Here is a 20,325-nt window from a genome sequence, read left to right as displayed (position 1 = left end):
GGGATTAGGGAATAGCGCCCGGAATATTCACCAGGGGCACCTGCTCCAGCACCTGCGCCGTAGCAGTGGGGAAAATACCCAGCAGCAGAATCGTGCCGTACGCGCCCAGAAAAAGGATGAAGAGCAGACCGAGCATCAGCTGACCCTCCAGATCAAAACCAGTGGTAGTACTGCGGTACTGGCCGTAAATCACCGGGGTCACGATGGGCACACCGAAGAGCAGAATCATCAGCAGAATGTAGATGGGGTTTGTGAAGTCGTACACCATGACCCTATCCTCCTTGATGGTGATCGCCGGTACGGGTTACTCTAGGTTCTTTGATTGTACGGCATCTCTTCACACCCGAGGCCGGGGCGAGGAGGGGCGCCACAGAGTGGATGAAAGGGACGCCTTGCCGGCTTATTATGAGCTTTTCATAAAATAATGATGAATTTCTCATAATAACGTGTAGACTTAAACCTATGACCGACGCAAAGACAACCTCCGACACGAAGAAGGCTCAAAGCCAAGACCACCACAATACCGGCTGCGCCCACACCACCGGCCTGCCCATGCTCTCCGCAATGAGCCCTGAACAGCTCGAAGAAGCATGGACCACCGGGCTGCGCGCCAGGGGCCGCCGCGTCACCAAGCAGCGCCTCGCCGTACTCCACGCAGTGCAGGAACACCCGCACTCCACCGCCGACACCATCGTGCAGGCAGTCCGCGAGCGCATCCCCGCCATTACGGTTCAGTCGGTCTACGTGATTCTTGCCGACCTGACCGACATCGACCTGCTGCGTAAGTTTGAGCCGCCGGGAACCCCCGCCCTCTACGAAACCCGCACGGGCGACAACCACCACCACGCCTTCTGCGTACGCTGCGGCAAGGTCGAAGACGTGGACTGCGCGGTCGGCTCCGCACCCTGCCTGACCCCCAGCGATTTTCACGGCATGGCGCTCTTCAGCGCAGACGTGCTCTACCAGGGCGTGTGCGTAGATTGCCAGACCGAGCAGGAGGCGGCACTCGCCCGCACCCAGCAGGAAGCGGCAACGCGCATCCTGGGGGCATAACCCTATAGCCCCGGGAGTCTCAGGCAGGCTCGGTCATGAGAGCTTTTAAACCGTTGAGGCGGCGACACTACTCGTGTCGCCGCCTCAACGGTTTAAGTTATTCGGTGCAGGAACTGTTATTCAATCCAGGAGCTTAGGCACCCATACGGGGCTGCGAATCCACAATCTCCAGCAGCTCGCGAATCTGCGCCGCGGTCAACACCGTGGAGGGGTTAATCGCGTTCACCTTCACGCTCGGAGCACCAATCTCCAGGGCGTAACGCAGAATATCCAGGGCGTTCGCCGAACGCACCTCAACATGCGGGTCCAGCGCCGCAATCTCAATGGGTGAGGTGAATACCAGCAGGCTCTGCGGGTTGCCGTTCTCATCCGGGTCAAAGACGAAAGAGGTACCGGACGGGTCAGCCGGGTCAACACCCACCAGCAGCACGGACGCCGGGGACACCAGCGAGCCGAGCAGCATCTGCATGTTGTCCTGGGTCAGCGCCATCTTCGCGCCGTCGTTACGGGGCGAAGTGACAATCCACTGCACCTGAGCGCGCTCAATGTAGCACTCGTGGTCGGTGCCGGGGTCAACCACAATCAGGTCCAGCGCCTCGTTGCCGAGGAAATCGATAAAGACCTTCATCGCCGGTTCACGCAGAATCAGCTCGTCGCCCTCGGACTCCTGACGCACGTAGCTCTTGCCAATGTGCTCGGAGGAGGAGAACACGCACAGCGCCTGCATACCGGTCTCGGGCATACGAATGACCTGGTGGGTCAGCACCGACTCGGGGCCCATCGGGTCGGTCTCAGACGGAATCAGCAGGGAACCGGTCGCATCCAGTAGAACGTCGCCGCCGAGCATCGTGCGAACCACGTTAATGAGGGTTCGCTCCTGCACATCGTTACGGAACGTCTCAAGAGCGGCGACCAGGTAGGGGTTCGGAATCTCGTGCTCGCTCGAAGACAGCGCCGCGGCGGCAGAGTGGCGGGCGCGACCCTCCATACGTTCACGAGCCCAGGCGGGGATACGCGACGCGTCACGCGGGAACTCAGTCAGGTGCTCACGCACGTCGGTCGCGGTCAGGGTGCCTTCATTCTTCCAGCTGGCGGGCTCATCGTCACGGTTATAGGAGGCACCCACGCTGAACTGCGGGTTCGGCCAGCCGGTTGCCGCCACCACAATGGAGGCGGTGAACCAGGTGCCGCGGTTACCGTCGTAGGCGGCACGCTGCAGCTTACGAACCTCAGCAATAATGGGCGAGCCGTCCTTGAGCGGGCCGATAGTGCCAATGAACTCTTCACCGTCGCGGAATTCACGCACACGCACAAAAATCTGACCTGCCAGAGGCTTGACGTCCAGCACCATTTCACTCCAGCCGGGGTCAACACTAACGACATCCAGCAGCCAGCTTCCAATGTTGTTCAGCGCATCCTGGATGCGCGCGGCACGGCTACTCGTCTCGGCGAGGCGGGGTTCAGTCATAGTTCATACATCCTTGAGTGTGAATACGGCGCGGCTGGAGGCATCCGTGTTCGGTCGTAGTGTCGGCTTACAGGGTGCCGGAAGAAGCCGTCTCTTCGATTCTAACGAACACAGGCACTCAACGCAGATAGTTTACGCCGAAAGATATATGCTCTACCTCTCCCCTACACCTCTTACAGACGGCGCATTCGACCCTCTTAACGTCCAATACGCCTAAAGCGCACCCCAAAACCGGGGATACACGGCATAGTGAACGCTAAAAGGTTGATAATCTTGAAGCATGACGAATTCTCTGCAGGACCTTATCGACGCATCGATCTTTATCTCCACCGAGTACCAGGCTCGACTCGCTGAGCTCGTGGGTACCTCCGAGTGGAACGTGGATTTCACCTCCCAGTCTCTGGATTTTGAGACCACTCCCCCGCTTTCGCTCAAGCCGCACCTGCTGGGCACCGAATCCGAGAACCGCGGTACTTGGATTTGGTCTTGGCAGCAGCTGGGCTACTTCCCCGACTCCGTTGTTTCCGCCGCTATTCAGGCGCGCGAAACCGGTGAGCGTGACGGCCTGGCCGAACTGACCACCGACGAGCTGCCCCTCTCCGAGTCCCTGGCACGCCGCCTGACCCTGGCAACCAAGACCATCAGCGGCCTGTACGCACACTACCCGCTGCCCGCGGGCGCTGGCGTGCGCGCATGGACCCTGCTGGAAGGTGCCGAGCTGACCCTCGAGGCACCGACTTACAAGGGTATTGGCCGCGTCATTGCTAAGACCCTGCAGAGCGAAGAGGTACACAACCAGGTTCTGGCGGTGGACTCCTACGCTCAGCAGCGCGGCTTCCACATCGCCTGGGACACCGAGGCAACCGCCGTGCTGACTGCAACCGACGGTGCCCTGCGCCTATGGTTCGACGAGGGTCGCATCAGCGGCATCGAGCAGGCTGAGCCTCAGGTTGGCCCCGAGGTTCTGGAGCAGTGCGCAGCCGCTGCCGCACAGCGTCGCGAATCCCTCGCCGCACTGCGCACCGAGATTGAGCGCGTGGCAGCCGCAGAGGCAGCCGCTCAGAACGCACAGCGCGAGCAGGAGGCAGCAGAACGCGCCGCCGCACGTGCCGAGGCTGATGCAGAGCGCGCCGTCGAGATCGCCGAGCACGCACCGGTCGCAGACACCGAGGTACCCGGCGTCGAGAGCACCGAGAACCTCTACCCCGCCGACGAGGCTCCCTTCGATCAGGAGCCGGCAGAGTACGCAGAGCCCGGCCTGGTCACCGTGGAGACCCTGCCCGGCGAGTACGAGGCAGAAGAGACCGAACAGGCTCGCGTCTACACCGACGAGTCCATCGGCGCCGAGCAGCCCGAGTACGAGACCGTTGAGACTTCCGCAGAGTACGCTGAGGAGCCGGTCGCCGCTGAGACTGCAGCTGCGCAGCCCGTCGAGGTCGAGCAGGATGCAGCAGAATACGAAGAGCAGCACGTGGAGCCCATCCGCAACGCTGGCGCAGCTCCCGATCTGCAGGCAGAACACGAAGAGGCAGCCCGCCGCGAGCAGGAAGAAACTGCACGCCGCGAGGCAGAGCAGCCCAAGAAGAAGGGCTTCTTCTCCCGCTTCTTCGGCCTCTAAACCGAATACGCAGCATTCCTCAGGCGCGGTATCCTCGTGGTACCGCGCCTGAGGCGTCCCTAGCGTATGCTGCACCCCGTATCGGGTACAGTAGTGTGCGCGCATCGAAACCTGTGTGGGTACCCAGCTGGCGCATCCCGATGAATAGCTTAGAAGAACGTAACCGAAGAATCAGGTCAGACGAAACCATGTCAGAAACGCAGAAGCACACCACCCGTAACGGGTTTATCACCATCATCGGTACCTACATCATTTGGGGTCTGCTCCCCCTGTATTTTGTGCTGATGGCGCCGGCAGGACCGATTGAGATTGTGGTGGCGCGAGTGGTCTTCTCCCTCATTTTCTGCGCCCTGCTACTGCCGATTGTGCGGGCAACCGCGGACTTCCGCCGCGCCCTCAAGGACCGCCGCATCATGCTGGTGCTAACGGCGGCATCGTTCCTCATCTGCGCGAACTGGCTTATCTACGTGATGGCAACAACCAGCGGTCACACGATTGATGCGTCCCTGGGATATTTCATTAACCCGCTGGTCTCCGTGGTGCTGGGCGTGATTTTCCTGCAGGAGCGCCTGCGCGCCGCGCAGTGGGTATCCGTCGCAATTTCATGTATCGCGGTGCTGATGATGAGCCTCATCTACGGTCAGGTGCCCTGGACGGGTCTGGGCCTGGCGTTCTCCTTCGGCATCTACGGCCTGCTCAAGGCACGCGTAGCCCACGACGTGAGCCCCATCGTTTCACTCTCTCTCGAAACTCTGATTCTGGCGCCCTTCGGCATTGCCGCCCTCTTTGTGCTCAATGCTCAGGGACAAATGACCCTCTTCAGCGAAGGTGCCGGGCACTTCTGGCTTCTCGCATCCACCGGCGTGGTCACCGTTGTGCCCCTCATGCTCTTTGCGGCGGCTACCAAGGCTCTACCGCTGTCAGTCATTGGCATGGTTCAGTACCTGGGCCCGACCATCCAGTTTGTTCTGGCGCTGACCGTTCTGCACGAGCAGATGAGCGCCGATAAGGTGCTGGGTCTGAGCCTCATCTGGATTGCGCTCATCATTTTCACCGTGGATGCGGTGCGCGCTTCCCGCACCTACCGCGCCTCCGCGCTGTCCGACCCGGAAACCGGCATGATCCCGCTCGTGCAGGCTGAAGACGTACAGAGCAAGTAGCTCTCTCCCCCAACCCGAACAAAACACAGTCCCGAACAAAACACAGTGATGCCCCGCCGGCTAACGCCTGCGGGGCATCACTTTATATCGCGTTCACACTCTAAAGCTCAGAACCCTGAGCTTCAGCAGCATCGTCGAGAGCATCCAGATCCGGCTGACGGTGCAGGTTCAGCAGAGCCAAACCCAGGCCACCCCAAATGATCAGGATTGCCACAACGAGCATCACAATTGCAGAGATAGACATGAGGGCTCCTAACGGGTAATGGTCGAATCAACGTGGCCGTGCTCCACCTGACCGGAAATCACCGGAGGCGCCGGCGGCTCTTCAGCCGCACGAGACTTCTTCGACCAGGGCAGAAGAGAAACAACGATCGCACCAACCAGAAGCAGTGCGCTCATACCCCAACCGAAAATCGCCAGCAGATCCGCGGGGTAACCCTCATACGGGGTCGCAATCAGCTTGATAACGCTCTGAATCAGAGAGTAACCCAGAATCAGCGGGGTCACGACAGCCAGCAGACCCATCCAGATCTTGCCGACCTTGATGGAGGAGTAGCGGTTCAGGTGATCAGCCAGAGCGGGCAGTGCGCGCACCACGTATGCAACCACGATAATGGCGCACAGGCCGGCTGCCAGAATGCCGAAGAGGTTCACGAAGTTATCGAGAATATCCAGCACGTACAGGCCGGTGGTGGTCGGCATCAGCAGCAGCGAAATCAGAGCCATCGGAACAATCACCAGAATGGTAGACGCCAGACGGGAGGTCGCGAACTTATCCTGAATACCGGCGATAATCACCTCAAGAATTGAAATGAGGGAGGTGAAACCAGCAAAGAGCAGGGAGCCGAAGAAGAGGATACCGATCAGCACGCCGCCGGGTGCCTGAGAAATAATGGTCGGGAACGCGATGAACGCCAGACCAATACCGCTGGTCGCAACCTCGCTCACCTGGGTGCCAGCAGCCTGAGCCATGAAGCCCAGAGCCGCGAACACACCGATACCAGCAAGAAGCTCGAATCCGGAGTTCGCGAAACCAACCACAGCACCGGAACCGGTCAGGTCAGTCTTAGGCTTCAGGTAGGAGGAGTAGGTAATCATAATACCGAAGCCAATGGACAGGGAGTAGAAAATCTGACCGTAGGCAGCAACCCACACATCCGGGTTAGCCAGGGAGTCCCAGCTGGGGGTGAACAGAGCATTCAGACCATCGGCCGCACCGGGCAGGGTCAGCGAGTAAATCACCAGACCAACAAACATGACCAGCAGCAGCGGGATAAAGATGATATTGGCTGCACCCACACCCTTCTGAACGCCCAGAGCCATCACAGCAAGCAGGACGCCCCACACGAGAACCATGGGGATCAGGACGTTCATGTTGAAGTCCAGGGAGACACCGGGGGTTTCTGCGACCTTCAGGAACTCGCCATTGAAGAACGCCTTCGGGTTATCGCCCCACTCATTGGTGAAGGAGAAAACCATGTAACGCAGCGACCACGCCACAATAGCGGCATAGTAGATAGCGATGACGAAGTTAATACCCATGTGCCACCAGCCGATGAACTCGGTCTTACGGTTCAGACGGCGGAAAGCAAGCGGGGACGACGCACGCGCACGGTGACCGATAGCGTAGTCAAAGAAAAGGAAGGTCAGACCGGCGGTCAGCAGGGCGACAATATAGGGAATCATGAAGGCGCCGCCGCCGTTATCAAATGCGATGTAGGGGAAACGCCAAATATTGCCCAGACCAACAGCAGAACCGATGGCGGCAAAGATAAAGACGCGACGGCTAGAGAAGCCTTCGCGCTTCGTGGGCGCCTTAGGGGTAGATGCTCCCATAGTTGTAAACCTCGAATGTGTGGGGACGCGGATGGTTGGTGCGAGAATAACCCGTCGGGGTGGTTGGGCTCTGCTCGCGTCCAGAAATAGTAAACGGCTCTCCAACACGGGGTTGGGCATGGGAGCCGTCAAACGTCTGAAGGGTGGATGTGCGCCTCAGGCATGCCTATAAGGATTACCTTAAAGGCATATAGCGGTCAAGGAGACCCCAGCATGCGGAAGCTTTCGGAGGGTAAGAGGAGCCCCAAAGCACCCCTAAAATCGGCGCCGACTAGTCATAACGCAGAAAACCCCCGCCGAATCCGGGCAGATTCAGCGGGGGTTTTGAAGTATGAGACACCCGGAAGTCGTTAGACTCGGGTACACGCTACACGGCGGGTTTTAGCCTTCGCGGTGAACCACAGCGTGAGCGAAAGACTCCAGCGCAGCCTTCGCGGTGGACTCGGGCAGCGGAGCAATCGCGGCAATTGCACGGTCCGCCCAATCGTAGGCGATCTGCCATGCTTCCTGGGTGACCGGGTGGGCGGCGAGCGCCTCCACAGCGGTCTCCAGCGCCTCGTCGGAGCTGAGATCGGCATCCAGCAGTGCACGAACCTTGATAGCAGATTCGTCGCCGGCGGCTACCGCGCGGTCCAGCAGGATGGTCGGCAGGGTCGGCACGCCCTCGCGCAGGTCGGTGCCGCGGGTCTTACCGCTGGTCTTGCCGTCGCTGACAATGTCGATGACGTCGTCCGCCAGCTGGAATGCCACGCCAACCAGTTCGCCGTACGCCTTGACCATGGAGATGACTTCCTCGGAGGCACCCGAAAGCAGGGAGCCGTACTCGCCGGCGGCGGCAATCAGGGAGCCGGTCTTGCCCTCAATGACGGCGATGTAGTGGTCGAGCAGGTCCTGGCCCTCGCGCGGACCGGTGGTCTCGAAGAGCTGGCCGAGCACCAGGCGCTCGAAGGTCTGGGACTGAATCTTCATGGGGCGGGTACCCAGCTCGGACACCAGCAGGGAGGCGCGAGAGAAGATCAGGTCGCCGGTCAGAATTGCGACGGAGTTACCCCAAATCATCTGGGCACTGTCCACACCGCGGCGCTTGGGAGCATCATCCATGACGTCGTCGTGGTAGAGGGTTGCCAGGTGGGTCAGCTCAACGACCACGGCGGCTTCGATGACCTCATCGTTGATTTCGCCGTCGACTGCTGCCGAGAGCAGCGCCAGCAGGGGACGCACGCGCTTACCGCCCGCAGAGAGCAGGTGGCGGGATGCGACATCCGCCAGGTGGTCGGTCTGGGAGATGGCTTCAGCCAGGCGCTCCTCAATACGCGCCAGGGAGGAGAGAATCTGCGGACCCAGCTTGGGGTCGGCGGCGATGAGTTCAAAGCCCGCGGGAAGCTTCAGGTCGAGGTCTCCCAGCAGGTCGGTTGCGGCAATGGGCTGCTCTGCGTTGCTCACGGTGTCTTCTATCTTCTTGGTGTTGGTGTCTTCGGTGGTGTGTGAACGCGGTGTCTATGCGTTGTGTGCTTCGGGCTTGAAACCGCGGTGAATGGCGACGATGCCGCCGGTGAGGTTGCGGTACTGCACGGAGGTGAAGCCCGCCTCCTTGAACTTCTGCGCCAGTTCCTGCTGGTTGGGCCAGGCGATGATGGACTCGGCGAGGTACTCGTAGGATTCGGGGTTGGAGGAAATCGCGCGGGCAATCGGCGGAATTGCCTTCATGATGTAGTTCTTGTAGACCGCGCCGAAGGGAGCGAAAGTCGGGGTGGAGAACTCGAGGATGACGATGCGGCCGCCGGGCTTGAGCACGCGGTAGATTTCGCTCAACGCCTTGGGGTAGTCTGCGACGTTGCGCAGACCGTAGGACATGGTGACCGCATCGAAGGATTCGTCCTCGAAAGGCAGGGCGGTGACGTCCGCCTGCACGAAGGTCATGTCGGGACGGCGGCGGCGACCCACGTCGAGCATGCCTTCGGAGAGGTCTGCTGCGATGACGTCTACGCCTGCGTCGGCGAAGGGCTCGGAGGAGACGCCGGTACCTGCGGCTACGTCCAGTACTTTCTGGCCGGGGTGTGCGTCGACGGCGGCGACTGCCTGCTTACGCCAGTAGATGTGCTGGCCGAGGGAGAGGATGCCGTTCATGAGGTCGTAGCGTTCGGCGACGGTATCAAACATGGCGGCGATATCGCCGGTTTTCTTGTCCAGGGTTGCGCGAGTTGCGCGGGTGTTCTTCTCTGCGTTCACGCTCTCAATTGTGGCATGGAGGTTAGGGGATTCGATAGTTGGGTGAACCGTAGTTGCGTCATGTGGCGCGCTAAGGGGCGTGCTGTGATGGTTTTTGAGTGGCTTGTTCGGGGTTTTATTCACTCTTTGAGGATTAATTTATGCATATTCAGCAAAAATTTATGAATATTTATGTATATACTTGCATTTTTTAACATGGGGGCGCACAATAGACCATAGATTTCATAGAACACACCTCACACAGGAGCATCCCAATGAACACCGCAATCTTCAAAAAGGCATCCCTCAAGCCTCTCGCACTGCTGGCAGTGCTACCCCTGGCGCTGACCGGCTGTGTCTCCACCGCCAACGAGAACACCGACCCTAACGGCGAGGTCAGCCTCGTCAAGTCCGGCACCCTCAGCGTCTGCACCAACACCCCCTACAAGCCCTTCGAATACGAAGAAAACGGCACCATCGTCGGGCTGGATGCAGACATCGCCAACGCTATCGCCTCTGATCTGGGCGTGAAGGCTCAGCTGACCTCCATCAGCTTTGAGGGCCTGGACTCCGGTACCGGCCTGGCCACCGGTCAGTGCGATATCGCCCTGGCGGGTATCGGCGTGACCGATGAACGTAAGAGCAAGATGGAATTCACCACCGTCTACTTCGACGACAACCTGGCAATCCTGGTCCCCAAGGGTTCCTCCATCAGCTCCGCCGCAGATCTGAAGGGCGTGAGCGTTGGTGCGCAGCAGGCAACCAGCGGTGAAACCTACGCCAAGGAAAACGGTGCAGAGGTCATCCAGTACGAAGACACCTCCCTCATGTTCTCCGCCCTGAAGACCGGTCAGGTCAAGGCAGTCGCAGCGAACCTCTCCGTGGTGTCCGAGGCACTGACCAATGACCCGGACTCCTTCAAGATCGCGTACCAGGATTCTGAGAACACCGAGCAGATTGCCGCAGCAGTTTCTTCCAACAACAAGGCGCTGCTAACCAAGGCAAACGCCACCATCGCCAAGCTCAAGGAAAACGGCGAACTCGACAAGATGAAGGCCAAGTGGGTTGGCGCCACTTCCTCCACCTCCGCGAGCGCCTCTTCCTCCGCTTCCTAAGCGTTTAGCCGGTTAGCCTCTCCCCCAATTCAGGAGTACCCTTATTACTTTTGGGTTGGGGGATTCTCCGGTCTTTACCCTTGTGAGCGTATAAAACGCTCTTGACCGAACAGCACACGGATAAGAAAGCGCATGTCCTCTAAACTCTCACCCCGTCAGAAGCAGAAGCTCTTCCGCTACGCACAGTACGCCCTTCTGGCAGTTATCGCCCTGGCAGCCATTCTTCTGGCTGACTGGAAGACCCTCAGCCAGCAGGTATTCAACCTGGACGTTGCGGCTCAGCAGTTCCCCGACGTCATCACCGTGGCGTTGAAGAACACCCTGCTGTACACCACCTTGGGCTTCATCGTGGGCCTCTCCGGCGGTCTGCTGCTGGCGCTCATGCGTATTTCCTCTATCGCCCCCTACCGTTGGATTGCGACCCTGTACGTGGAGCTTTTCCGCGGCATCCCGGCACTGCTGGTCTTCTTCGCGTTCGGTTACGGTATTCCTCTGGCATTCAAGATCCGCTTCGTGGATAACCTGATTCCGGTGACCCTGTCCCTGGGTATGGTTTCGGCTGCTTACATCAGTGAGGTTCTGCGTGCGGGCCTGCAGGCAATCCCGAAGGGCCAGATGGAGGCGGCACGCTCCCTGGGTATGTCCCACACTCGCGCGATGATTTCGATCATTATTCCTCAGGCGTTCCGCGTTGTTCTGCCCCCGCTGACCAACGAGGTTATCCTGCTGACCAAGGACTCCTCCCTAGTGTACCTGCTGGGTGTGACGGTTTCTCAGTACGAGCTGGCGAAGTTCGGCCGTGAGGGCCTGACCGCCGCTAACGCGGGCCTGACTCCCCTGGTGGTTGCGGGTCTGTGCTACCTGATTATCACTGTTCCGCTGGGCCAGCTCTCCGCATACTTTGAGCGCCGCACCCAGCTTGCGGGCCGCAAGTAAGCGCAACGACAGATACGGATTACGGAAGATACTATGACTGTTTCAACTTCATCCATGGCCGCCTCCTCGGTGCGCATTTCTAACCTGCACAAGTCCTACGGCAAGGTTCAGGTTCTCAAGGGCATTGACATGCAGGTCGAGCCGGGCGAGGTCGTGTGCCTCATCGGCCCTTCGGGTTCCGGTAAGTCCACCCTGCTGCGTTGCGTGAACCTGCTAGAGGAGCCGAACGACGGCACCATCATGGTGGGCGATACCGAGGTCACCGACCCGGACGTAGACATTAACCGCGTGCGTACCCACATGGGTATGGTGTTCCAGCAGTTCAACCTGTTCGGTCACCTGAACATCCTGGATAACTGCACGATTGCTCAGATTAAGGTTCTGGGCCGTTCCAAGGCTGAGGCGGAGGCGGTTGCCCTCGAACAGCTCGCCAAGGTTGGTCTGGAGGGCAAGGAAGACCGCTTCCCGGCTCAGCTGTCCGGTGGTCAGCAGCAGCGTGTGGCTATTGCGCGTGCGCTGTCCATGAACCCGGACCTGATGCTCTTCGATGAGCCGACCAGTGCGCTCGACCCGGAGATGGTCGGCGAGGTTCTGAGCATTATGCGCAACCTTGCTGACGAGGGCATGACCATGATCGTGGTGACCCACGAGATGGCGTTCGCCCGCGAGGTCGCCGATAAGGTCGTCTTCATGGCCGATGGCGTGGTCGTGGAGGAGGGCCCCGCCGATCAGGTGATTGGCAACCCCCAGCACAAACGTACTCGGGCTTTCTTGGCGCGCGTGCTCGATCCGACCCACGCCGTAGTAGACTAGTACTAGCTCTTGAAAAACGTAGCGGGCGGTGCTGTACGAAACATTCTGTTTCGCGCAGCACCGCCCGCTTTTTAATGTTCTAGTTCGCGGCTATTTCGGTTCTAGAAGATACGGCGCGCAACCTTGTCAAAGAGACGGTCGGGCAGCACGGTATGCAGGAACACGGAGGGCTTAGCGCCGAATCCCACGAGGTAGCGGGTCTTGGGGCGGCGCGCCTCCAGGGCTCGCAGAATAGCGTTAGAGATAACCTTGGGCTCTGAGAGGTTGGAGGACGGCGAGTAGAGCTTACGCATATTTGCCGCAACCCGCTGCGCCTGAGCCGCGTAGACACCGTTTCGGGAGGATTCCTCGAGGTGGTCTGCCGCGATGAGTCCCCAGGGGGTTTTGATGCCGCCGGGCTCGATAATGACCACGTCAATACCGAACTCTTCAACTTCCATGCGCAGTGCATCGCTGAACGCCTCGAGGGCGTACTTGGTGGCGTGGTACCAGGCACCCAGGGGCGAGGTAATACGCCCCGCCATTGAGGAGATATTCAGGATGCGCCCGCTACCCCGTGCGCGCATATGCGGCAGCACCAGCTGGGTGAGGCGCGCGAGGCCGAAGAGGTTCACCTCGAACTGGCGGCGTGCCTCGTCGATGGGGACGTCTTCAATGGCGCCGTAGGATCCGTAGCCAGCGTTGTTGATGAGCACGTCAATGCGGCCTTCTGCGTCAATAATCTGCTGCACGGCGGCTTCCATGGACGCCTCATCGGTAACGTCCAGGCTGAGCGCTTTCACGCCCTCGGAGGCGAGCTCTTCAATCTTCTCAACGCGGCGGGCGGCACCGTAGACGGTGTAGCCATAGCGCACCAGTAGAGGCGCCACGTCGTAGCCGATACCGGAGCTGGCGCCGGTGAGAAGAACGACGGGGCGTTGCAGTGACTTGGGCATTGCGTATCCTTTCGGGTTGCTCCCCTTTCGGGTTGTTCCCTGCAGTGGTAGCGGGCATATTAGCGGGCGGGTACTTTCAGGGTACGCTCACGCGGGGTGAACCGGCGTGCAGAAAGCTCAGGGCGTAGCGTGAGGGTATTCTCACCGGCATATGTGAGGGCAGGAAGACAGAGAAAAAGCTCGCCGCGGCATCCTGCGCAGATGCGGCGGCGAGCTAATGTTTTGAGGTCGGGGGTTTTGGGGTCAGGGGTTTAGAGGCCGGGGATTAGACCTCTTCGACGTCGATGTTAACCTTGGGTTCGGGGTGCGATTCGCCGGTCAGCATGGTCACTAGCAGGGTGGAGTCCTTCACGGCGCGCAGGGAGTGCAGCAGCTTGGCGGTCACGTGAATCGGCTTGCCGGGTACCAGGGTAATATCGCGGTCCTTCACGTGGAAGATAACTTCACCCTTGAGCACCTGCACGAAGACGGGGTGGACGCTGTGGTGCTCGTGCCAGGACTGGCCTGCAGCCAGTTCCATGAGGGTCAGGTTGCCGCCGTCGGCATCAACGATCTTGCGGGCCTGGGGCTTATCTTCAAAGGGGGTCAGCGCTTCGGTGAGCTGGGGGAATACGAGGACGCGGCCTTCATGGGCACCTGCCATGGTACGCACCTTTCTCTTCAGGGGTGAGTGAAAGGGGGCACACACCCCCTCTCTAATATTGGTATTAAAAATACTAAATTTCTTATATTGTATTCCCCTCCCCGCACCCGGACAATATCTCAGCTCACATCAAGCTGAAACATCCCGCGCAGAGAGGGGAACAATACTTACTGGTAGCTCCACACCTTCGAATAGGCGGAGCGATTACTATTACGCGGACGCAACAGGTTCACCATCAACGCCGTCGTACCAAAGCTCACCGCAATAATCATGCAGGTCGCCGCGGTAAACGCACCACCGGGAATCGGCGCAAAAATCGCAATCAGATACAGGATGACCGCGCAGAACGACAGGAACAGCGTCGCAATCGTCATCAACGGCACCAGCACCAAACCACCGCGCGCCGGCACCGCAAAATCTGCCGGACGCACATAACGCAACACGCCCATACCCACGACCGTCCAGATGGCGGTGACCAGAATAGCGGTCACCACATCCGCCGGGCGATGCCAACCGTTAATAATCGTGGAGGCACCCGTCAGGCAGGTCGCCAACGCCGCGCAGAGAGCCACCGTGGGCCGCAAGAAACGAGGCGCCGCTAGGAAGAGCGCCGCGCCAGCCGCCGCCGCGAAGGTCGTGTGGCCGCTGGGCGCCGAGTTGCTCAGCGCCTCCTGAACACCCAGGTCGGGCTTCACAATCAGGTAGTGCTTGAGCAGATATGTACTCGTCACCGCCGCAGCCCCAACTAGCACGCCAATCAGCGAGGGCAGGAACCGGTGCTTCCAAATCAGCACCGCAATCAGACCCAGCACCGCAATCACACCAACAATCGTGGGCAAAGAATCCAGCGCAGTCAGGGTCGGACCGCGGTAACTCTTGAACTGATGCGCATACTCGGTGTACGCCTGCTCATCAACCTGCTGGCCGGTCGCCGTGTAAATGAAGAACACAAACGCACCGTAGAGAGACAGACCCAAGAACAGCAACGCCATCACGTGACGCATCAAAATACCGGTACTCGGAAGATGGTGCCCCTGCTCTTCGCCGGGACGATTCACAGGGCGGCCCGAAGCATCCACGGGAACCTGACCGGTCTGCACATACGCACCGTTCGGGTAGGCGGCGGCAGGATACGCCTCGGGAGGATAAGCCACCGGCTGCGGAGGTGCCTGCGGAGGCATCGCACGCGTGGGAAGAGGCTGCTGCGCGCCCATCTGAGGCGCACCCATTGGGGAGGCACCCATCTGATTGTTCAGCGGGAAACCGCTCACCGGAGGCTTCGGCGGATCGAGGCGGCGCGTAGCCTGCATCAGCTCATCCGCGCTGTAGTTCCCCTGAGAGGCGCGTTCCTGCGGCGAGGGAATCGTCTCAGGAATCTTAATGGGGGCACGGTAAACGCGCGGCAAAGGACGGGTCGCACCAATAACCTCTGAGGTGTCGGGGTGCGAAGAAATAACTTCGGTATTCGCCGATTCAGCGTTCGCGGAACCGGTATTCATGGAACCTGCAGGCGCAGTTTTGTTAGCCGGCGAGGAACCGTAATCCGTCAAAACTTTCGTGCGGTCATCACTGTGCGCAGTAGCAGGGGTAGCCGTCTCGTGGGAGGCGAGCACCTGGGTAGCGTCCTGATAATCAGAAAGCACCGCAGTCGGGTCCTGATAATCAGAAAGCACCGCAGTCGGGTCCTGATAATCGGAGAGAACCGCAGTCTCATCAGAGGAAAACACCGTAGTGGGCGCGTTATCGGCAGCGGCTGCACGCACGTCATCGGGGTGAAGCACACTGGTAGCGTCGAGGTTTTCGGAGCTCTCCCAACCGGAGTTTCCCGAACCTGATGTATTCGCTTGCGGTGTCTTCTTCATAACCCTTCGTACCTTCTCGCCCTCATGTCTGTTAGCCATACCCGAGCCCGCCGATGCCAGCCCCTCAAAACAGTAGCCCCCAAGCTGCCGTTTTATGCGAAGCACCGTCCGAGTTCTCGGGCGAATAACTACCTACTATCCCAGGTTAAGCTATGAAAAACTAAAGTTTTTTCGACCACAACCTGAGAGTTTCCAGAGAATGCGTGACAGGGTGCGAGCGCACCCACCCGCCCCCGGAATGTTATGGTGAGCTCATAGCGCATCACAGAAGGGCAGATACCTTGAACACCAGTATGAGCGTGCCGCCTCTCGGCTACGGTTTTCACCTCACGAACACTCCCCTGCCGCCGCTACAGGAGGTTCTGGAGAACCTGTTCACGGTCGAAATTCCGATGACGGTCACCTTCCGTGGGGTCAATAGCCGCCAGAGCGCGCTGATTTGCGGCCCGTACGGCTGGGGCGAGTTCGCGCCCTTCCTCGAGTACGGTCCGCAGGAGTCTGCGGCGTGGCTTGCCTGCGCGCTGGAGGCGGCGTGGCTGCCCACCCCGGAGCCGGTGCGTACGCGCATCCCGCTGAACGCCACTCTGCCCGCAGTACCTGCGGAGCGTGTGCCGGAGGTGCTCGCCAAGTACGCCGGTGATATTCAGGAACTCAAAATCAAGGTGGCTGAGAAGGGCCAGAGCCTCGCCGACGATATTGCCCGTGTAGCGGCGGCACGAGAAGCACTCCCGAATGCACGCCTGAAGGTGGACGCAAACATGGGCTACACTTTCGCCGGTGCCCTTGATGCGCTGCGCAAGCTCTGCGAGTACGGCATTATCTACGCCGAGCAGCCCGTGGCATCCATTGAAGATATGGCGGCGCTCCGCTTTGCCATTGCCAAGGAGGGGCTGCCCGCCCGCATTGCCGCAGACGAGTCGATCCGCAAGGCGGAAGACCCGCTGAAGGTGGCGCGCGCGAACGCCGCGGACCTCATGGTTATTAAGGCGGCACCGCTGGGCGGTGTACGCCGTGCGCTCGCGCTGGTTGAGCAGGCGCAGCTTCCGGCGGTGGTTTCTTCTGCGTTGGAGTCTTCGGTGGGCATTGGTGTCGGTGCGTCCCTGGCGGCTTCCCTTCCGACTTTGAAGTACGGGTGCGGTCTGGGCACGGTCTCCCTCATGGCTGAGGACGTCACCGATGAGCCGCTCATCGCCCGTGACGGGTTCATGGACCTGCGCGCCATCACCCCCAGCCCGCAGCGCCTGGAGCGTCTTGCCACCGATGAGCAGACCCACCAGTGGTGGGTGGAGCGCGTCACCGCCTGCTACCGCGTTCTGGAACGCACCGCTGATCTGTAACGGTTAGCGGTGTAACGGTTAGCACTGTAACGATGAGGTCGTGAAGGGTAACCATAACTGAAGGAAAATGCCCTCGGCATTAGAATGGTACGGTGACTGAAAACCGCTCAACCCCCGCCATGCTCACCGCAGTATCCGTGCTCGATTCGCTGATTCGTGCCGGTATGCGGCATGTTGTCGTGTCTCCGGGATCCCGTAGCGCACCTCTTGCGTACGCTATTGCCGCCGCCGCTGAAGCCGGCGCCCTCATTGCGCACGTGCGCGTGGACGAGCGAAGTGCAGCCTTTACCGCCCTGGGTATTGCCAAGGCGTCCGGTCAGCCCGTGGGCCTGGTGTGCACCTCCGGTACGGCACTGGGCGAGTACGTGCCCGCTGTCATGGAGGCGTACCACACCGGCGTGCCCCTGGCGGTGCTGAGCGCGGACCGCCCGGAGCGTCTGCGCGGTAGCGGCGTGAATCAGACGACCCGTCAGGCGAGTTTCTTCCATCCTTTTGTGCGTGCTGAAGCCGATCTGACCTCCTACCCCGAGCAGGTGGAGGGCGAGCAGACTCAGGCTTTTGCCGCCTGCTTGAATGCGCTGACCGGTCGTAGCGCCGAGCACTGGCGCAAGCAGTCGGCGGAGCCGATTGGCCCGGTGCACCTGAACATTTGTTTCGATACGCCGCTGACCCCCTCTGGCCGTTTTGCGCAGATGCTTCCGCAGTGGGCGCAGAGCCTGCTGGAGGATTACGACCCGCAGGCTGAGGGCCGTGCCCGCGCCGCCCGCGCCGAGGGTTCGGGGCTCTCCAGCGCTGAGCAGCGTTGGCTCCTGGACTCCTTGGAGGCGCAGGCGGACCTGGCGGAGTTCACTCCGGCGCACCGCACCGTGGTGGTTGCCGCTGACGGTGCCGGCGAGTTTGCGGCTGAGTTCGCGCGCGTGCTGAACCTGCCGCTGTTTGCGGAGCCTTCCTCCGAGGCGCGCCACGGCGCAACCTCCATTCCTCACTACCCGCAGCTGCTCGCTGATGGTTCGTTCGCCCCCGCCGCGCAGATTGAGCGTGTGGTGCTCTTCGGCCACCCGACGCTTTCGCGCCCGATTACCGCATTGCTGGAACGCGAAGATATTCAGTGCGCGTTCTACGCCCCGCGCCGCGCCAGCTGGTACGAGCCGGGCGCTCGCTCCTTCGTGGAGCTGCCGACCCCGCGCGAGCTCGCCGAGTTTGCGTGCGCATCCTCTGCTACCGCTGATGAGCTGGTGGACGAGCTGAGCTGGCTAGAGCAGTGGGTTGAGCCCGCCCGCGAGCTGCAGGATGAGCGCCTGCGCGCCATTGCCGCCTACGAACACCCCGGTGCTGAGAGTTCAGTAGGCAGCGCTGAGAGCTCGGTTGACTACACCGATTACCGCAACCGCACCGCCGGCCGCTCCTACGCCCGCCGCGTCTGGAAGGATGCGGTGGCTCAGCGTCGCCTCATGGTGTTGGGCTCCTCTAACCTGGTGCGTGATTTGGATGCGGCAGCCCCCGCCCTGGGTGAGCCCGCCCCCGCACGCGTGTTCGCCAACCGCGGTCTTGCCGGTATTGACGGCACGATTGCGACCGCTATTGGTGTGTCCCTGTCGGGCTACTACCCCGCCGGCGTGGATGAGAACTCCCGCCCGGTCGTTGGTGGTGCCGCCCTGCCGGTGACCCTGCTGTGCGGCGACCTGACCTTCCAGCACGATGTTTCCTCACTGAACCTGCCGAATACTGAGCTTCTGCCCGAACTGCGCGTTGAGGTCTTTGACGATGCCGGCGGCGGTATTTTCACGACCCTTGAACACGGTGATATGGCTCGTCAGGCGCAGTTCACCGCCGCGGTAGACCGCTTCTTCACGGTGGCTGCCGCACCGAACACTGACCTGGCACGCATGGCCGCCGGTTTCGGCACCGAATCCGGCATTGAGGTGCGCATTCACACACCCTAAAGCCGCGCGTAAAGGCGGCAGGCTAAGCCCCGTGCGCAGGGTTGACCGATATACTAAAAACTACCTGTGCCGTAGCCTTCCGTGGCTAAAAGTTAGCCGGTCGTAGCGGTTTCACTCGCCGTTACCTTCGCGTTTTCCTGCGCACCTGCTGACTCAAGGCACCCTATCTATCATTGATCAACATTCACGCTCTCACCGCTAACGCATACCGCGCTCGACCAGGGGTTTTACCCCGGTGAGTCCGGTGCATGCGGCGGACGTCGCTCCCAAGGATTCTCATGAGCTCACTCGATATTATTGTTGCTGTCCCCTCCGGAGCCGGTTGGGTTCCCGTACACGCCATGGCGGAGCTTCTCGCCCGCTACACCGGCGGCACCGTGCACACCGTGGATGTGGGCGCATCCCTCAGCAAGGAAACGAAGCTTCTGGCGCGCCTGCCCCGCCTCAAGGGCGGTTCCAATCGTTGCCTGGTGATTGCTTCTGATCCCGGTCAGCTGTACGCCATTTCGCAGCGTTCCTTCGCGTTCCGCCGCTACGGCGCGGTCTACGGCTGGGTGATTGATAGCTTCTGGGATGACCGTATTCCTGCGGTGGCTAAGTCCTCCACCTACGACCGTATTTTCGTTGCGGATGTTGACGACGTTCAGCCCTGGACTGCCGCGGGCGTGAAGAACCCCGGCGTTCTGCCCTGGGGTGCGGATGTTTGGAGCAAGTTCAGCGACCGTCTGGCTACTCTGGGCTCAAAGAGCACCGACCTGCTGCGCGTGGGCCGTCAGCCCGCCGCCTACGAAGATGACGAGGCGACCGCCGCCCTCGCCGCTGAGCTGGGTCTGAGCTTTGAGGGCCGCCCGCCCTTCGGTGCAAATGACCGCGAGTCGGCTCAGCATCTGCAGGATTCGCTGAACCGCGCGAAGTTCCTGCTGGCGTTCTCCACTTCGGTCAGCCCGGCGCCGTACACTCACCCGACCAAGGAGTACATCACCGGTCGTTGGACCGATGCCCTGGCTTCGGGCGTGACCGTGGTCGGCAAGGTTCCGAACACCACCACCGTACGTGAAATCCTTTGGGATGGCGCGACCATCGACATTGATCATGCGGATGCACGCGCGGGCCTCGCGCAGGTTGCCGATGCGGTCTCCCGTTGGACCCCCGCGCAGGGTGAGCAGCAGATTCGTCAGGCGCTGCAGCACCTGGATTGGCGTCACCGTTTCGTGCAGCTTTGCGAGGCAATGGGTGAAGTCCCGGCTTCTTTGCAGGCTGATTGCGAGGCAATGCGCGCCCAGTACGTTCAGCGCTAAATACGTGCCCTAAGGTTATGGGTATATAAAAGGTGAGGGCTGGTTTCTATCATAGAAACCAGCCCTCACCTGTATTTATGCCCCATGAGGCATATTGCAT

At 60.6% G+C, this 20,325-nt stretch carries 18 protein-coding genes; 9 read left to right on the top strand and 9 right to left on the bottom strand.

Annotated elements, in window-relative coordinates; translation table 11 throughout:
* Positions 1-4 precede the first annotated feature (4 nt).
* A complete protein-coding gene (locus HMPREF2894_RS01480) occupies positions 5-268 on the bottom strand; it encodes a hypothetical protein (protein ID WP_005504804.1) in 264 nt (87 codons plus the stop codon).
* A gap of 194 nt (positions 269-462) precedes the next feature.
* Between HMPREF2894_RS01480 and HMPREF2894_RS01475 the strand changes: the two genes are divergently transcribed.
* On the top strand, positions 463-1,053 hold the full coding sequence (locus HMPREF2894_RS01475) for a Fur family transcriptional regulator (RefSeq protein WP_049341061.1): 591 nt from the start codon (positions 463-465) through the stop codon (positions 1,051-1,053).
* A gap of 133 nt (positions 1,054-1,186) precedes the next feature.
* Here HMPREF2894_RS01475 and HMPREF2894_RS01470 read toward each other — a convergent pair whose 3' ends face one another.
* Positions 1,187-2,521, bottom strand: a complete 1,335-nt coding sequence (locus tag HMPREF2894_RS01470; RefSeq protein WP_070677547.1) for an SseB family protein — start codon at positions 2,519-2,521, stop codon at positions 1,187-1,189.
* A gap of 280 nt (positions 2,522-2,801) precedes the next feature.
* Here HMPREF2894_RS01470 and HMPREF2894_RS01465 point away from each other — a divergent pair, with 280 nt between their 5' ends.
* Together HMPREF2894_RS01465 and rarD are read left to right on the top strand one after the other, a co-directional pair.
* On the top strand, positions 2,802-4,139 hold the full coding sequence (locus HMPREF2894_RS01465; RefSeq protein WP_049338046.1) for a DUF6882 domain-containing protein: 1,338 nt from the start codon (positions 2,802-2,804) through the stop codon (positions 4,137-4,139).
* 188 nt (positions 4,140-4,327) lie between these two features.
* Complete coding sequence (rarD, locus tag HMPREF2894_RS01460; protein WP_070677544.1) at positions 4,328-5,299, top strand: EamA family transporter RarD; 972 nt, start codon at positions 4,328-4,330, stop codon at positions 5,297-5,299.
* Positions 5,300-5,399: 100 nt separating this feature from the next.
* On the opposite strand, the gene HMPREF2894_RS08900 is transcribed toward rarD, so the two are convergent.
* The 4 genes from HMPREF2894_RS08900 to HMPREF2894_RS01445 all read right to left on the bottom strand — a co-directional run bounded on the left by HMPREF2894_RS08900 (position 5,400) and on the right by HMPREF2894_RS01445 (position 9,364).
* Positions 5,400-5,543 (bottom strand): methionine/alanine import family NSS transporter small subunit, encoded by a 144-nt coding sequence (locus tag HMPREF2894_RS08900; protein WP_080974509.1) that lies wholly within the window; start codon positions 5,541-5,543, stop codon positions 5,400-5,402.
* An 8-nt stretch (positions 5,544-5,551) separates the two neighbouring features.
* Positions 5,552-7,135: a sodium-dependent transporter gene (locus tag HMPREF2894_RS01455; RefSeq protein WP_070677542.1), complete on the bottom strand. Its 1,584-nt coding sequence runs from the start codon at positions 7,133-7,135 to the stop codon at positions 5,552-5,554.
* Positions 7,136-7,516: 381 nt separating this feature from the next.
* Positions 7,517-8,578, bottom strand: coding sequence for a polyprenyl synthetase family protein (locus tag HMPREF2894_RS01450; RefSeq protein ID WP_070677540.1), 1,062 nt, complete (start codon positions 8,576-8,578; stop codon positions 7,517-7,519).
* 54 nt (positions 8,579-8,632) lie between these two features.
* Positions 8,633-9,364: a demethylmenaquinone methyltransferase gene (locus tag HMPREF2894_RS01445; RefSeq protein WP_070677538.1), complete on the bottom strand. Its 732-nt coding sequence runs from the start codon at positions 9,362-9,364 to the stop codon at positions 8,633-8,635.
* A 254-nt stretch (positions 9,365-9,618) separates the two neighbouring features.
* Between HMPREF2894_RS01445 and HMPREF2894_RS01440 the strand changes: the two genes are divergently transcribed.
* From HMPREF2894_RS01440 to HMPREF2894_RS01430, 3 genes are all read left to right on the top strand, one after another.
* The gene (locus HMPREF2894_RS01440; protein ID WP_070677536.1) at positions 9,619-10,458 is read left to right on the top strand and encodes an ABC transporter substrate-binding protein; all 840 of its coding nucleotides are present in this window, start codon (positions 9,619-9,621) and stop codon (positions 10,456-10,458) included.
* A 132-nt stretch (positions 10,459-10,590) separates the two neighbouring features.
* Positions 10,591-11,394: an amino acid ABC transporter permease gene (locus tag HMPREF2894_RS01435; RefSeq protein ID WP_005504788.1), complete on the top strand. Its 804-nt coding sequence runs from the start codon at positions 10,591-10,593 to the stop codon at positions 11,392-11,394.
* Positions 11,395-11,427: 33 nt separating this feature from the next.
* Positions 11,428-12,207, top strand: a complete 780-nt coding sequence (locus HMPREF2894_RS01430; RefSeq protein ID WP_070677534.1) for an amino acid ABC transporter ATP-binding protein — start codon at positions 11,428-11,430, stop codon at positions 12,205-12,207.
* 101 nt (positions 12,208-12,308) lie between these two features.
* On the opposite strand, the gene HMPREF2894_RS01425 is transcribed toward HMPREF2894_RS01430, so the two are convergent.
* From HMPREF2894_RS01425 to HMPREF2894_RS01415, 3 genes are all read right to left on the bottom strand, one after another.
* On the bottom strand, positions 12,309-13,142 hold the full coding sequence (locus HMPREF2894_RS01425; protein WP_049327512.1) for an oxidoreductase: 834 nt from the start codon (positions 13,140-13,142) through the stop codon (positions 12,309-12,311).
* 265 nt (positions 13,143-13,407) lie between these two features.
* Positions 13,408-13,785: a cupin domain-containing protein gene (locus tag HMPREF2894_RS01420; protein ID WP_049341046.1), complete on the bottom strand. Its 378-nt coding sequence runs from the start codon at positions 13,783-13,785 to the stop codon at positions 13,408-13,410.
* Positions 13,786-13,952: 167 nt separating this feature from the next.
* On the bottom strand, positions 13,953-15,647 hold the full coding sequence (locus tag HMPREF2894_RS01415; RefSeq protein ID WP_070593762.1) for a phosphatase PAP2 family protein: 1,695 nt from the start codon (positions 15,645-15,647) through the stop codon (positions 13,953-13,955).
* 293 nt (positions 15,648-15,940) lie between these two features.
* Between HMPREF2894_RS01415 and HMPREF2894_RS01410 the strand changes: the two genes are divergently transcribed.
* The 3 genes from HMPREF2894_RS01410 (at position 15,941) to HMPREF2894_RS01400 (ending at position 20,225) form a co-directional block, all read left to right on the top strand.
* Positions 15,941-16,984, top strand: a complete 1,044-nt coding sequence (locus tag HMPREF2894_RS01410) for an o-succinylbenzoate synthase (RefSeq protein ID WP_070593764.1) — start codon at positions 15,941-15,943, stop codon at positions 16,982-16,984.
* Positions 16,985-17,076: 92 nt separating this feature from the next.
* Positions 17,077-18,927, top strand: coding sequence for a 2-succinyl-5-enolpyruvyl-6-hydroxy-3-cyclohexene-1-carboxylic-acid synthase (gene menD / locus HMPREF2894_RS01405; protein ID WP_070593766.1), 1,851 nt, complete (start codon positions 17,077-17,079; stop codon positions 18,925-18,927).
* Positions 18,928-19,205: 278 nt separating this feature from the next.
* Positions 19,206-20,225, top strand: coding sequence for a glycosyltransferase (locus HMPREF2894_RS01400; protein ID WP_070593769.1), 1,020 nt, complete (start codon positions 19,206-19,208; stop codon positions 20,223-20,225).
* Positions 20,226-20,325: the final 100 nt, after the last annotated feature.

The organism is Rothia sp. HMSC066G02 (assembly GCF_001813145.1).
In the GTDB taxonomy this organism is placed as follows: domain Bacteria; phylum Actinomycetota; class Actinomycetes; order Actinomycetales; family Micrococcaceae; genus Rothia.
This window is presented reverse-complemented; position numbering and strand designations above follow the sequence as displayed.

Coding starts and splice junctions, on each gene's coding strand:
- HMPREF2894_RS01470 (WP_070677547.1), bottom strand. CDS start 2,521: ATGACTGAACCCCGCCTCGCCGAGACGAGTAGCCGTGCCGCGCGCATC.
- HMPREF2894_RS01400 (WP_070593769.1), top strand. CDS start 19,206: ATGAGCTCACTCGATATTATTGTTGCTGTCCCCTCCGGAGCCGGTTGG.
- HMPREF2894_RS01420 (WP_049341046.1), bottom strand. CDS start 13,785: ATGGCAGGTGCCCATGAAGGCCGCGTCCTCGTATTCCCCCAGCTCACC.
- HMPREF2894_RS01435 (WP_005504788.1), top strand. CDS start 10,591: ATGTCCTCTAAACTCTCACCCCGTCAGAAGCAGAAGCTCTTCCGCTAC.
- HMPREF2894_RS01425 (WP_049327512.1), bottom strand. CDS start 13,142: ATGCCCAAGTCACTGCAACGCCCCGTCGTTCTTCTCACCGGCGCCAGC.
- HMPREF2894_RS01465 (WP_049338046.1), top strand. CDS start 2,802: ATGACGAATTCTCTGCAGGACCTTATCGACGCATCGATCTTTATCTCC.
- HMPREF2894_RS01475 (WP_049341061.1), top strand. CDS start 463: ATGACCGACGCAAAGACAACCTCCGACACGAAGAAGGCTCAAAGCCAA.
- HMPREF2894_RS01480 (WP_005504804.1), bottom strand. CDS start 268: ATGGTGTACGACTTCACAAACCCCATCTACATTCTGCTGATGATTCTG.
- rarD (WP_070677544.1), top strand. CDS start 4,328: ATGTCAGAAACGCAGAAGCACACCACCCGTAACGGGTTTATCACCATC.
- HMPREF2894_RS01440 (WP_070677536.1), top strand. CDS start 9,619: ATGAACACCGCAATCTTCAAAAAGGCATCCCTCAAGCCTCTCGCACTG.
- HMPREF2894_RS01415 (WP_070593762.1), bottom strand. CDS start 15,647: ATGAAGAAGACACCGCAAGCGAATACATCAGGTTCGGGAAACTCCGGT.
- HMPREF2894_RS01455 (WP_070677542.1), bottom strand. CDS start 7,135: ATGGGAGCATCTACCCCTAAGGCGCCCACGAAGCGCGAAGGCTTCTCT.
- HMPREF2894_RS01430 (WP_070677534.1), top strand. CDS start 11,428: ATGACTGTTTCAACTTCATCCATGGCCGCCTCCTCGGTGCGCATTTCT.
- HMPREF2894_RS08900 (WP_080974509.1), bottom strand. CDS start 5,543: ATGTCTATCTCTGCAATTGTGATGCTCGTTGTGGCAATCCTGATCATT.
- HMPREF2894_RS01410 (WP_070593764.1), top strand. CDS start 15,941: ATGAGCGTGCCGCCTCTCGGCTACGGTTTTCACCTCACGAACACTCCC.